Annotated in this window: 13 protein-coding genes and 1 pseudogene; 6 read left to right on the forward strand and 8 right to left on the reverse strand. The window is 70.3% G+C overall.

The window, feature by feature from the left end; genetic code table 11:
- Positions 1 to 22 precede the first annotated feature (22 nt).
- The 5 genes from OU415_RS25080 to OU415_RS25100 all read right to left on the reverse strand — a co-directional run bounded on the left by OU415_RS25080 (position 23) and on the right by OU415_RS25100 (position 5,256).
- Positions 23 to 964: an erythromycin esterase family protein gene (locus OU415_RS25080; RefSeq protein WP_270951646.1), complete on the reverse strand. Its 942-nt coding sequence runs from the start codon at positions 962 to 964 to the stop codon at positions 23 to 25.
- A gap of 178 nt (positions 965 to 1,142) precedes the next feature.
- Complete coding sequence (locus tag OU415_RS25085; RefSeq protein WP_270951648.1) at positions 1,143 to 2,261, reverse strand: FAD-dependent oxidoreductase; 1,119 nt, start codon at positions 2,259 to 2,261, stop codon at positions 1,143 to 1,145.
- 149 nt (positions 2,262 to 2,410) lie between these two features.
- On the reverse strand, positions 2,411 to 3,181 hold the full coding sequence (locus OU415_RS25090) for a phosphotransferase (RefSeq protein WP_270951649.1): 771 nt from the start codon (positions 3,179 to 3,181) through the stop codon (positions 2,411 to 2,413).
- Positions 3,182 to 3,223: 42 nt separating this feature from the next.
- Positions 3,224 to 3,781: a dihydrofolate reductase family protein gene (locus OU415_RS25095; RefSeq protein ID WP_270951651.1), complete on the reverse strand. Its 558-nt coding sequence runs from the start codon at positions 3,779 to 3,781 to the stop codon at positions 3,224 to 3,226.
- An 80-nt stretch (positions 3,782 to 3,861) separates the two neighbouring features.
- Positions 3,862 to 5,256 (reverse strand): MFS transporter, encoded by a 1,395-nt coding sequence (locus OU415_RS25100; RefSeq protein ID WP_270951652.1) that lies wholly within the window; start codon positions 5,254 to 5,256, stop codon positions 3,862 to 3,864.
- Positions 5,257 to 5,318: 62 nt separating this feature from the next.
- On the opposite strand from OU415_RS25100, the gene OU415_RS25105 reads away from it, so the two are divergent.
- The gene (locus OU415_RS25105; protein ID WP_270951653.1) at positions 5,319 to 5,840 is read left to right on the forward strand and encodes a winged helix-turn-helix transcriptional regulator; all 522 of its coding nucleotides are present in this window, start codon (positions 5,319 to 5,321) and stop codon (positions 5,838 to 5,840) included.
- 58 nt (positions 5,841 to 5,898) lie between these two features.
- Here OU415_RS25105 and uvrB read toward each other — a convergent pair whose 3' ends face one another.
- Positions 5,899 to 8,055: an excinuclease ABC subunit UvrB gene (gene uvrB, locus OU415_RS25110; RefSeq protein WP_270951654.1), complete on the reverse strand. Its 2,157-nt coding sequence runs from the start codon at positions 8,053 to 8,055 to the stop codon at positions 5,899 to 5,901.
- A gap of 108 nt (positions 8,056 to 8,163) precedes the next feature.
- Between uvrB and OU415_RS25115 the strand changes: the two genes are divergently transcribed.
- The 3 genes from OU415_RS25115 (at position 8,164) to OU415_RS25125 (ending at position 9,897) form a co-directional block, all read left to right on the forward strand.
- Complete coding sequence (locus OU415_RS25115; RefSeq protein ID WP_270951655.1) at positions 8,164 to 8,595, forward strand: SPW repeat protein; 432 nt, start codon at positions 8,164 to 8,166, stop codon at positions 8,593 to 8,595.
- A gap of 93 nt (positions 8,596 to 8,688) precedes the next feature.
- Entirely contained in the window at positions 8,689 to 9,285 is a 597-nt protein-coding gene (locus OU415_RS25120; RefSeq protein ID WP_270951656.1) for a DUF402 domain-containing protein, read from the forward strand.
- 129 nt (positions 9,286 to 9,414) lie between these two features.
- Positions 9,415 to 9,897 (forward strand): DUF402 domain-containing protein, encoded by a 483-nt coding sequence (locus OU415_RS25125; protein WP_270951657.1) that lies wholly within the window; start codon positions 9,415 to 9,417, stop codon positions 9,895 to 9,897.
- Between the two features lie 193 nt (positions 9,898 to 10,090).
- Here OU415_RS25125 and OU415_RS25135 read toward each other — a convergent pair whose 3' ends face one another.
- Positions 10,091 to 10,732, reverse strand: coding sequence for a response regulator (locus OU415_RS25135; protein WP_270951658.1), 642 nt, complete (start codon positions 10,730 to 10,732; stop codon positions 10,091 to 10,093).
- Positions 10,729 to 11,892, reverse strand: a complete 1,164-nt coding sequence (locus tag OU415_RS25140; protein WP_270951659.1) for a sensor histidine kinase — start codon at positions 11,890 to 11,892, stop codon at positions 10,729 to 10,731. The genes OU415_RS25135 and OU415_RS25140 overlap by 4 nt, the downstream gene beginning before the upstream one ends.
- A 167-nt stretch (positions 11,893 to 12,059) precedes the next feature.
- Between OU415_RS25140 and OU415_RS25145 the strand changes: the two genes are divergently transcribed.
- Entirely contained in the window at positions 12,060 to 12,605 is a 546-nt protein-coding gene (locus OU415_RS25145; protein ID WP_270951660.1) for a GlcG/HbpS family heme-binding protein, read from the forward strand.
- 57 nt (positions 12,606 to 12,662) lie between these two features.
- Positions 12,663 to 12,918 (forward strand): annotated as a pseudogene (locus OU415_RS25150) (hypothetical protein); the annotation flags it as partial.

The following is a 12,918-nucleotide window of genomic DNA, read 5'->3' on the forward strand; positions in this document are numbered from 1 at the left end:
AGAACCTGAACTCGACGAGAGGTCAATGCGCGTTGGCGAGGGAGCGGACCGGAGTGACCTCCCGCGCGTGGAGGACGACGTCGAACCAGTCCGCGAGCGATCCGCCGGAGATGTGGTACGCGGCGTTGTCGTCGGGGTCGTACTCCGGGCCGATCAAGCGCGTCATGGTCGGCGTGTCGAGCCAGGCCCGCACCGGAGCAGGACCGTCGGCGCGCAGGTCGAGGAGGTAAGCGTCCAATCCAGCGTTTCCCAGTGCTGCGTCGGCGAATTCGGCCGGCGGGGCCGGGATGGGATAGGGAGCCGTGCCGTGGTGGAAGGTCATGCCGATGGACACGTAGTCGGCTCCGAAGCGCTCGCGGAGGTAGCTGCCCGCGTTCCGGTGCGTCAGCGGCGGGGACGAGGGCGAGACCGTCCGCGGATCGCCGACGGCGGTGTGCGCGAGACCGCCCCAGTAGACGATCTTGTCGGCGGTGCGCTCGTACCAGCGGATCGTGCCCTCGGCCAGGCTCTGCTCGATGCTCGCCAGGCCGTCGAGCGGGGAGATCTGCTCCTGGAAAGCCCCGACGAACCGGACCGGATCCTCGGGGCGCCGGAGGTTGAAGGACCGCATCCACCTGACGAGTTCGAGGATCTCCTCGGTCTGCCAGAACGACCGCGCCTCGGACAGCATCGCCCGCGGGTCCCCCACCCCGGTTCTGATGTACTCGTCGAGCCCGACCCTCGACGCGTCGTCCCCTTCCAGCGCGACCGAGCGGAAGCCCAGTTCCTCCACCAGCAGCCGGACGATCCGGTGCGAGAGCACGGACAGTTCGCGGGCCTGGCGGGTCGACGAACCGATGGCGACGACCTCGGCATCGCCGACGATGTCGACCATCGGCCGGAGATCGCTCAACGGTGCTTCGGGATCGAACGCCGTGAGGCGATGGGCGTGCTGCCCGATCCATCGGGTCACTGCCTCGATCATGCTCAGCTCTCCTCGTTCGGGGCGATCGGTTCCGGGATGCGTCCCGGTCGCGGTCGGTACCGCACGAAGAGCTTCAAACATCGACCAAGGTGGAGGTCAAGCAGTCGGCATCAACGGATTCGATCGTTGAAAACGACTGCGAACGGAGCACTTCCAGCCGGCTCCGCATTCACACCCATCACCGGTGGAGCGGCAACGGAGTGCTCCAGGTGAGGAGGTCGGTCGGATCGTCATCGGCGGGCGCGTCGAGGTGGCGCTGATCCAGGTGCTCGACGGCTTCTGGGTGTTCCGCGTGCTCCGGGGCGAACGCCGCGGTCGACTGGGCGCTGCGGGCGATGTTGCGCTCGACTCTTGGGCGGCGCAGGCGTTCGTAGGCGTCCGAGTTGCGATGGTCGCGCAGCGCCTTGGCCAGGATCACCGCGTCCTCCAGCGCCATCGACGCGCCCTGTCCGGTCGCCGGGGAGGCTGCGTGCGCCGCGTCGCCGATGAGCAGCACACGTCCGTCCCGCCAGCGCGGAGCCTGGGCGAGGTCGCGCGCCTCCGTGACGAGCACTTCGTCGCTGGATTCGACGATGTCCGCCGTCGGAGTCGCGTCCGGCCTGAGCGCCGAGAGCAGTCGAGAACGCCTTTCACCTGCGGTTTCAGCGCCGTTCAGCGGTGGCGCCGGGAGCCGGGCGAACCAGTGCGTCCGGCCCTCCGGGGAGACCGCGTAGCCGAACGCGCTGCCGCTCCCCCGGACCATCTCGATGCGCCCGGGCTGGTGCGGCGGTGCCGCTCGGTCGGAATAGCCGAAGAAGACGTGCTGACCCGCGTAACGCCGCGGCACCGGGTCGAGCTGCTCGCGCACCGCCGAGTTCAGCCCGTCCGCGCCGAGCAGCAGGTCTCCCCGGGCCTCCCGACTGCCGGAGAACCGCGCCACTACTTCGCCGTCGCTCTGATCAGCGGAAATGAACCGCGCACCGTACTCGATGCTCAACCCGCGGCGGTGTACCTCGGCCCGCAGCTGCGCGCACAGCTCAGCGCGACGGATGCAGTGGTACCCGTCCAGCTCGGACGTGCCCGCCTCCGCACCACGGCTGTCGATGAGGCGCAAGGAGGTCAAGGGGAACCCAGCGGTGGGCACCACTCCGATCTCCCCCAGCGCCCGCATCCCGGTCCCCGCCAAGGTCAGGAAAGCACCCAAATCCGCACCGCTGTCCGGATGCGCCTCGTGCACGCGAACCTCGAAACCGGCCTTGTCCAAAGCCAACGCAGCAGCCGCGCCCGCAACCCCAGCCCCGACGATGACGACGCGCATGACAACTCCCCAGCCGCCGACCAAACGCGATCAACCCAACCCACGGTAGCCCACGCCGCGCAGCGCCCGACGAGAAATCCGGAGAGGCGGAAGTCCCTCCAGCTCTCCCGAAAGCGGGAACAGCCCCGTGCCAGGAAGAACGAACAGGTTCACGGTTCCACCCGGGCTCGTCCGAGCCGATCCAGCACCCCGGCCAGGCCGCTGCGCACCATGTCAGCGTCGCCGATGTCCGCGCCGTGGGTGACTTCGTGCCACGGTCCGAGCCGGTGCCAGACGAGTGCGCGTTCGCGCTGGCTGCTGGTCACCCCGTACTCCGCTGCCAGTCCATCGGCGAACACCGTTGATGTGCCGTGCAACGCCCACGACAGGTCCACCGCCGGATCACCGATGCCCACATCGCCGAAGTCGATGACCCCGGTGAGCCCGGAACCATCCGCCAGGACGTGCTCAGGACCGAGGTCGCCGTGCACCAGCACGTCCGCCGGGAACTCGAGCACGGAATCCAGCAGCGCCAACCCGGCCCGCTGCAGATCGACTGCCAGCATCGGCACGACCTCGGCGCGGAACCGCGCCACCATCCGCGCCCGGTCGGCAGCTGCATCCGCCGGAACTCCGCGCGCGATGGCATCGGCGACCGGGCACTCGTGCAAGCAGCGCAGGAACCTGCCGAGGGCACGGCCGTGCACGGCGTCGAGCCGCTCCTCGGGCTCGCCGGGGACGAGCAGGTGGCGGACCACGAGCGGGTCCTCCCCGACGACTTCGGGAACCGGCACGGGCAGCGGTAGTCGAGCCGCCAACCACGGCATCAGCCGCACTTCCCGCCGCAGCTGGACCGCCACTTCCGGCCGCCGCGGCCGGCGCTCGACCCACCGCCCGCCGACCAGCCGCGCCGCGCAATCCCAACCACCGCTGAACTCCACGCGCCGAACCCTAGAACCCGAGTCCACCCGCCTCCAGCGGAGTCATCGCACCCGGTAGCGCAGGTGGATCACTCCGTTGTTGAAGCGGTGTTCGTCGATCAGGTCGAGGTGGAGGCGGACGTCGTCGGGTAGGGCTCGGGTTCCGGCGCCTACCGCGATCGGGTTCAGGTAGAGCTGGATCTCGTCCACCAGCCCGGCGCGGAGCGCCACCGCCGCCAGTTCCGGACCTCCCACGCTGAGGTCAGCCACCGATTCAGCCTTCAACCGGCGCACGGCCTCCCGGTCGAAGTCCCGCTCGATCCGGGTCCGGGCGGTGCTGGGCGCCTCCAGGGTCCGCGAGTACACGATCTTGTCGGCGGACTGCCAGATCTGCGCGAAGTCCAGCATCACCGGCCGCTGGTCGGGCAACGCGCTGATGTCGTCCCAGACCGCCAGCACCTCGTACATCCGGCGGCCGAGCAGCATCGTCCCGGTGCTGCGCTCCAGATCGTTGAGGAACGCGTGGACCTCCTCGTCCGGCGCGCTCCAGGTGAAGTCGCCGTCCGCGTCGGCGACGTAGCCGTCCAAGGACGTGATCGCCGAGTAGATCAACCTGCCCACCGCGCCTCCCATCACCAGCCGGTGCTGCCGCAAGAGAGGTTCCCACCCCGGCCCCGGATTGCCCAGCGCCGCAGCCGAATTCACCCCGATGTCCCGAGCCTGGGAAGGACCAGCACCGCTGCGGCTCCGAACAAGGAGACGGCTCCGGCGAGGACCGCGACGTGGTTCCACCCCGACATCTGGGCGACGATGTCACCCCGCGGCGCCGAGGCCACGACACCGATCACCGCGACTCCGATCGATGCGCCCAAGTAGCGGGTGGTGTTGTTCATCCCGACTCCCACGGCCGCGCGTTCCGGCGGGACGGTGGCCGTCGCCTGCCGCCCCAACCCGGCGTTGAGCACGCCGGTGGCGACACCCGCCACGAGCAGCCCGGGCACCAGCCTCGCGACGGACGCCCCGGGTTCGAGTCCGGCGAGCAGCAGCAGACCAGCCCCGGTGGCGGCGAGACCGATCGCCAGCTGCACGGTCCCGGTCAGCCGTGCGACCAACCGGCGGCTGAGCACGGCGGAGACAGCGCTCGAACCGGACCAGAGACCCATCGCAGCACCGGCCGCGAAGGTGCTCATCCCCATGCTGGTGACCAGGAACGTGCAGGCGAAGGACATCAGCGCGATCACGCCCGCGCCGGTGATCGCTGCCGCCACCGTGGCGGCGGCGAAGTCGCCTCGGCGGAACAGCGCGAACTCCACCATCGGCGACCGGCTCCGGAGCTGGCTGATGGCGAAGGCCAGCAGAGCGATCACAGCCCCACCGGCGCAAGCCAGGGCGAGGGCGAGACCGCCGCGGCGCGCTTCGATCAGCGCGACCAGCAGCAGCCCCAGCCCGGTGGTCAGCAGCGCGGCGCCGACCAGGTCCAGGCTCCGGTCCGGATCCGCCGCGGTCTCGGGGTAGCACCGTCGAGCGGCGGCGGCGATGCCGACACCGGCTGCGGCGAGCAACCAGTACGGCGCGCGCCAGAGGTCCGCGAGGTCGAAAGCACCGGTCAGGAGCGGGCCGAGCGCGATGCCCAGCCCCATGCTGGCGCCCCACCAGCTCGCGGCGGCCGACCGGGCTCCGGGGCCGCTGTTCACCGCGGCCACCAGCCCCAATCCGGTTGCGATGACCCCGGCCGCTCCGGCGCCTGCCACGAGTCGCCCGATGACGAACTGCGTCGCCGTGGTCGCGGTGGCGCAGACCGCGGAACCGATCGCGAACACGCACGCACCGAGCTCGAAGACCTTCCGCCGCCCGAGCTGGTCGGCCAGCGCGCCCGCGGGCAGCAAGCTCACGGCGAGACCGGTGCTCATCGCACTCAAGATCCACATCGTGGTTCCCGACGCCGCACCCAGGGCCGTGGTGATCGTCGCGGCGTTCCCCAGCGGACCGGAGTAGGCAAGCATGGCCGCGAACGTGCTCAACGACGTCAGCGCGAGCGCCGCCGGGAGGGACGCGCCCCCAGCACGTTCCACCACGCTCAGATCTGGTCTGTTCACCAGACCATCGTTGCACAGGGTTGGTCTGGTGAACAGACCAAGTTCGGCGATACGATGCCGACGTGGCACTGGGCACCGGATACGACCAGCAGGGCTGCTACCTCGCCCGCGCTCTCGAAGTGATCGGCGAGCGCTGGACCCTGCTGATCCTGCGCGACTGCTTCTACGGCGTGCGCCGCTTCACCGACCTGCGCGAGCACCTCGACATCTCCCGAGCCGTGCTCACCAACCGGCTGGACACGCTCATCGACGCCGGGGTGCTCACCAAGCAGGACTCAGGCGGGCACCCCGAGTACCTGCTCACCGAAGCGGGCCGGGCGCTGTGGCCGACGATCTACTCGCTGTCCAAGTGGGGCGAGCACTACACGAGCGGAGCGCACCCGGCCCGGATCTTCAGCCACGCGGCCTGCGACACCGACATCGACGACACCGGCCTGTGCCCCGCGTGCGGCCAGATCCCCGGCCCCGACGACCTCGTCGTCCGCCCCGGTCCCGGCACCAACGAGATGCGCCGCGACGACCGCGTCGCCCGAGCCCTCGAACACCCCCACCGAATGCTGACCCCGATCACCACCACCGACTGAAGGTCGTGAGTGCGTAACAGTGTTCGAACACTGTTACGCACTCACGACCCTCGGTACGTCATTCGATGCCGGCGGCGTCCATTCCCCGGAGTTCCTTCTTCAGGTCGTGGATCTCGTCGCGGAGGCGGGCCGCCAGTTCGAACTGGAGCTCCCGGGCCGCGTTCATCATCTGGTCGTTGAGCTGCTGGACCAGGTCCGCCAGTTCCGCGCGCGGCATCGACTTGATGTCGCGGTCCTCCAGCAGGCCCGCGCTGGCCACCGCTTCGCCGGTCGGCTTCTTGCCGCGCGAGACGTTGCGGCCCGAACCGCCCACCGCCACCGACTCGTCGGTGTCCTCGGACTCGGTGTAGACGCGGTCCAGGATGTCGGCGATCTTCTTGCGCAGCGGCTGCGGGTCGATGCCGTGCTCTTCGTTGTAGGCGATCTGCTTGGCGCGGCGGCGGTTGGTCTCGTCGATGGCGTGCTGCATCGAGTCGGTCATCCGGTCCGCGTACATGTGCACTTCGCCGGAGACGTTCCGCGCCGCACGACCGATCGTCTGCACCAAACTCGTCCCGGAGCGCAGGAAACCCTCCTTGTCGGCGTCCAAGATGGACACCAGCGAGACCTCCGGCAGGTCCAGGCCCTCGCGCAGCAGGTTGATGCCGACCAGCACGTCGTACTCCCCCAGCCGCAGCTGCCGCAGCAGTTCGACCCGGCGCAGGGTGTCCACCTCGGAGTGCAGGTACCGCACCCGGATGCCCAGTTCGAGCAGGTAGTCGGTGAGGTCCTCGGCCATCTTCTTGGTCAGCGTGGTGACCAGCACCCGCTCGTCGCGCTCGGCGCGCTCCCGGATCTCGTGCACCAGGTCGTCGATCTGGCCCTCGGTGGGCTTGACGACCACCTGGGGGTCGACCAGCCCGGTCGGGCGGATCACCTGCTCGACGAACTCGCCGCCGGCCTGCGCCATCTCGTAGGGACCCGGCGTGGCCGACAGGTACACCGACTGGCCGATCCGGTCGGCGAACTCCTCGAAGGTCAGCGGCCGGTTGTCCAGCGCGCTGGGCAGCCGGAAGCCGTGCTCGACCAGCGTCCGCTTGCGCGAGGCGTCGCCCTCGTACATGCCGCCGATCTGCGGCACCGTCACGTGCGACTCGTCGATGATCAGCAGGAAGTCGTCCGGGAAGTAGTCGATCAGCGTCGCCGGGGCCGACCCGGCCGCGCGGTCGTCGATGTGCCGCGAGTAGTTCTCGATGCCGGAGCAGAAGCCGACCTGGCGCATCATCTCGATGTCGTACTGGGTGCGCATCCGCAGCCGCTGGGCCTCCAGCAGCTTGTTCTGCTTCTCCATCCGGTCGAGCTGCTCCTCCAGCTCGGCCTCGATGCCGCGGATCGCCTTCTCCATCCGGTCCGGGCCCGCCACGTAGTGCGTCGCCGGGAAGATCCGCAGGTCGCGCACCTCGCGCACGATCTCGCCGGTCATCGGGTGCAGGTAGTACAGGCGGTCGATCTCGTCGCCGAAGAACTCCACCCGCACCGCCAGCTCCTCGTAGGCGGGGATGATCTCCACGGTGTCGCCGCGCACCCGGAAGGTGCCGCGGGCGAAGGCGATGTCGTTGCGGGTGTACTGCACGTCCACCAGCGCGCGCAGGAACACGTCCCGGTCGATCTCCCCGCCGACCTCCAGCGGGATGGAGCGGTCCAGGTACGACTGCGGCGTGCCCAGGCCGTAGATGCACGACACCGAGGAGACCACCACGCAGTCGCGGCGGCTGAGCAGGTTCGACGTGGCCGAGTGGCGCAGCCGTTCGACGTCCTCGTTGATCGAGGAGTCCTTCTCGATGTAGGTGTCGGTCTGCGGGACGTAGGCCTCGGGCTGGTAGTAGTCGTAATAGCTGACGAAGTACTCCACGGCGTTGTCCGGGAAGAACCCGCGCAGCTCGTTGGCCATCTGGGCGGCCAGGGTCTTGTTCGGCTCCAGCACCAGGGTGGGGCGCTGCACCCGCTCGATCAGCCAGGCCGTGGTGGCCGACTTGCCGGTACCGGTCGCACCGAGCAGCACCACGTCCTTCTCGCCCGAGTTGATCCGGCGCTCCAGGTCCTCGATGGCCTTGGGCTGGTCACCGGCGGGCTGGTAGTCGCTGACCACGCGGAACCGGCCATCGGTCCGCGGGATGTCGCTGACCGGCCGGAACTCGGAGTGCGCCAGTACGGGGTGCTCAGTCGCGAATGCCACGGGACCCAGCGTACGAGCACCCACCGACATCATGTCGCGTCACAGGATGCCCGAACCGCTTCCAGGGCGAATAATGGATTGCGTCACGCCAGTGCGGGAGGTGGTGCGATGTCTTCCGGCACACCCATCGCTGGGCATCCTGATCTCAGCGAGATGCGCATGCGTTACGAGCGGGCGTCGGAAACTCCGACCGCTCAGGTGGCGGACGGGCTGGTCGTGCTGAGCGGTCTGTTCGTCGCGCTGTCGCCGTGGATCACCGGGTTCCACACGATTACCCCATCGTTGACGCTGAACAACCTGGTGACCGGGCTGACCGCGGCAGTTCTGGGGTTGTCGTTCGCGGCGGCCTTCCACCGCACGCACGGAATCGCCTGGACCGCCCCGGTGCTGGGCGTGTGGACGATCGTGTCGGTGTTCGTGATCAGCGGGACAGCGGTCATGACCAGCACCGTGCTGTGCAACGTGATCGGCGGGGCGATCCTGGTTCTCGCGGGTTTGGGCACGATGGCTCCGGCCTTCGCCACCCGCGCCTCGACCTGACCCCAATCGATCGGAGGTGACAGGACACCAGTGGTGAACAGTTAGCGGGCGCGACGACCTTCGGACGTCGCGCCCGCCGCATACAGTGGTCCCGTGACCACGCAGCGCGAGATCGCTGAGAAGCTCGGACTCCCCGTGCACCCGCCGAAGGTCGAGGTGTTCGACCTGGCCGCAGGAACCAACACCGACCCCAAGGGCCACGTGCGCACCGTGCAGCGCTTCCACCGCGAGTCCTTCGGCCTCTACCTCGCCCGGACCATGCCGGGCCACCCGCAGCTCGCCGCCCTCGAGTCCTGGCTGCTGCCCCCGCTCGGCCTGCGCGTGACCCGCTGGGACTGGCATCCCGGCCACGAGCGGGACCTGGACTTCTACCTGGACGTGGTGGACGTCGAAGTCGGCGAGCAGTGCTGGCGGACCGTCGACCACTACCTGGACGTCGAGGTCCGCACCCACCGCGGCGCGGACCTGCTGGACGCCGACGAGTTCGTCCTGGCGGTGCGGGCGGAGCTGCTCGACGCCGAGACCGCGCAGCGGGCGATGGAGCGCGCGTACACCGCCGTCGACGGGCTCGCGCGGCACGGTTACGACCTGTCAGCGTGGCTGCGGGAGCACGGGATCGAGCTGTCCTGGAACGCGCAACCCGTTGACGATCCCGTACCCGGCCAGCGGAAGCTACCGCCAACCCGGTGATGCCCGTGGCCAGCGCGAATCGATATCCGACGAGCACTGAAAAGTTACGTTAAAACCAATCGACGATGATCTTCAGCCGCACTTTTCCCGCTACTCTCCGACACCGTGGCGGCAACGATTTCTCCCCAATTGGTTGAAGTCATCGACGTGTTCAGCTCACAGCGCACCCATCCCTCCGGGTTCGTTCACCAGTTGGAGGTGTGCCACGTCGAGCAGTGGGGCCTGGCGGTGGAATGCCCCACCCCGGACGCGCCGGACCACGCCGCCGAGATCACCTGGCTGCTGCCCGATCTCGGCCTCCGGCTGACCCGGTACCGCCCGCGCAGCAGGCACTCGCGGCCGGGACCGAGCACCCTCACCGCGGTCCGCATCAAGCCCGAAACCCGGTCCTGGACGACCGTCGACCTGCTGCTCGGGCTGGAGGTCGAAGACCGCGGCCGCGCGCGCATCACCCACGCCGCCGAGTTCGCCACCGCGGTCGCCACCGGCGCGCTGCACCGCAGCGAAGCGGACTACGCCCTGCGCACGGTGCACCGCACCCTGAACGAGGTCACCCGCCACCGGGACTTGAACCAGTGGCTGGCCCACCGGGGCATCTTCCACCTCTGGTGACCGGGTCCGGGTCGCTCTCCGGGACCGCAGGTGGCTCGGGCGGGCTCGGGAGCTGCTCGGTCCCGGGTTCGGCGTAGACGTACTTGCCGCCCCTGAGCCAGGACGCGACCGCGGCGATCAGGCAGGCCACCACCGCGAAGCCGAACGCGACGTGCCGGCCTTGCCCGAACGGCAGGGAGATCAGCGCCGGGGGTCAGCCCTGCGCGTCGTCGAAGCGGATCAGCCGCCGCCGGACGGCTTCGCGCACCGCGGCCATCCGGCTGTCCACGCCGAGCTTGGCGTAGATGTGCACCAGGTGCGTCTTCACCGTGGCCTCGCTGATGAACAGCTCGCGCGCCATGTCCCGGTTGCCCAGGCCGTGCGCCAGCAGCTCCAGGATCTCGACCTCGCGCTCGCTCAGCGCCTCCTCCGGCGCGCGGCTGCGCTGCAGCAGGCGGGTGGCGATCTCCGGGGACAGCGCGGTCCGGCCCTGCGCGGCGGCGCGGATCGCCTGGAACAGCTCCTCCGGCGGCCCGGCCTTGAGCAGGTAGCCGGTGGCGCCCGCGTCGATGGCGCGGTTGATGTCGGTGTCCGCGTCGTAGGTGGTCAGCACCAGCACGTGCGGCGGATCGGCGAGCGCGAGCAGCTGCCGGGTGCCCGTCACCCCGCCCACGTCGTCGCCGAGCTGGAGGTCCATGAGCACCACGTCCGGTTTGAAAGCGCCGGCCCGCTGCACGGCCTCCGCCGCCGTCGACGCCTCGCCGACGACCTCGATGTCCTCCGCCCCGTCCAGCAGGGCCTTGATCCCCGCGCGCACCACCGGGTGGTCGTCGACCACCAGCACCCGCACCGTCATGCGCTTCCTCCCACCGGCAAGGTCGCCGCGATCGCCGTGCCCTCGCCGGGCCCGCTCTCCACCACCAGCTCACCACCGAGCTGCCCGATCCGCGCCCGCATCCCGCTCAACCCGAAGCCCCGATCCTCGCCGGAGCGCGGAGCGGAGGTGTCGAAGCCCGTCCCGTCGTCCCGCACGTCCAACGCCACAGCATCGGCCATGTAGGAAAGGGTGACCCCGGCCTTGCGGGCCTGGCTGTGCTCCCGCACGTTGGCCAGCGCGCCTTGTGCCACCCGCAGCAGCGCCGCGTCGACGTCCTCCGAGGTCGCCAGCGGCTCGCCCACCACATCGAAGCGGACCTCGATGCCGGTCTCCGCTGCCACGCGCGCCGAAAGTTCGCGCAGCGCATCGGCCAGCGACTGCTGCGTCAACGCGGCAGGCGCGAGTCCGCGCACGAAGCGCCGAGCCTCAGCGAGGCTGTCCTCGGCGACAGCGCCGGCCCGCCGCACGTGCTCGCTCCGGTCGCCCTCCCGCTCGGCCGCCTGCAACAGCATCCGGATGCTCGACAGGCCCTGCGCGATGGTGTCGTGGATTTCCCGCGCCAACCGCTCGCGCTCCCAGCTGATCCCGGCCTCCCGCTGCGCCTCGGCCAGCTCGCCGCGCGTGCGGACCAGCTGGTCGATCAGCTGCTGGCGCCGCTCTCCCTCGTGCCTGATCTGCAGGAACACCGCGGTCGCCATGGCCGCCACCGCCAGCGGGACCAGCACGTCGATGACCTCGAAGCGGGGCGCCAGCCGCAGCTGCGCGAAGATCACCGTGCCGGTGAGCAGCACGACCGCGGCGAGCAGGGGCTTCGGCCGCAGCATCCGCAGGCACACGAAGAACAGCGGCACCGCGCACCAGCTGAAGCTCGGCGCCACCAGCACCAACGCGACCCAGACACCGACGACGGCGGCGAGCCACAGCTGACCGGCCGTCTCCCACCACACGACGCCTGCCACGTAGATCAGCACCAGCGCAGCCGACAACCCGAGCAGCAGCGGCGTCACTCCCTGCAACCCGTGCGCGGCGACGTAGCGCGACGCCGAGGACGCGAGCAGCACGAAGAAGCCCACGTGCATCGCGCGGTACAGCCAACCGTCGGGTCGTTCGAGCAAGGCGGTCCCCTCGCCACTGGTCATGACAGGTCCGGGCGAACTGTAAGCCGGTCCGGGTCGGGCCACATCAATGGATCGGTTGATCCGGGCTCAACCGGCAGGCGCCGAAGGAGATCCGTTCCGACGACGCCCAGGACGGCTGCGCGGCAGAAGCTGGAAGCACCGAACCGGAAGCGAAGGAGTCACCCCCGATGCGATCCAACACCCGCAACCGCGCAGTCGTCGGCACCCTGGTCGGCCTCGGCATCCTCGGCGGCGCCACCGGCCTGACCGTCGCGCAGGCCGCCCCCGCCCCGCAGCAGGCCCCGCAGCCCCCGGCCGCGGTCATCCAGCAGCCGGTGCTCAGCGTCGACGCCGCCACCAAGGCCGCGCAGGCCGCCCTCGACGCCGCTGAGGCCAAGGGCCAGCGCGTCACCGTGTCCATCGTGGACCGCGCGGGCAACGAGCGGGTTCGGCTGACCGGCGACGGTGCGGGCCCGCAGAGCGGCGAGTCCGCCAAGCGCAAGGCGTTCACCGCCGTCGCCTGGGGCAAGCCCACCGCCGAGCTGGGCAAGGGCATCACCGGCGACGGCCCCACCCTCCGCGACATCCCCGGAACGCTGTTCCTGGGCGGCGGCGTCCCGGTGACCGCGGGCTCCCCGATCGCCGGCATCGGCGTCGCGGGTGCGCCCAGCGCCGACCTGGACGCGGAGTTCGCCAACGCCGGCCTCCAGGCCATCCAGGCCGAACTGCGCTGAAACCCCGCTCCGGTCCCCGGCTCGCCCGGGGACCGGTCCGTCGAACAGGAGAAGTCGATGAGGACAGCCGCGCTCACCCAGCGCGTGGCCCTCGGGGCGTTCGCCGCGCTCGCGCTCGCCGCCTGCGCTCCGGCCCAGCCCCCGGCGGCACCACCGGCTCCCCCGCCGCCGGTGGCGCAACAGCCGGAACCGCAGGAGCAGCCGAACCCGGCAGCCGACCAGCAGCTGCTGACCGCCGCCGACGCGGGCGACCTCGCGCAGGTCCGCGCGGCGCTGGCCGCCGGAGCCGACGTGGAGTCCCGCGACGAGCGCC

This window comes from Saccharopolyspora oryzae, from assembly GCF_027853915.1.
Lineage (GTDB): Bacteria > Actinomycetota > Actinomycetes > Mycobacteriales > Pseudonocardiaceae > Saccharopolyspora > Saccharopolyspora oryzae.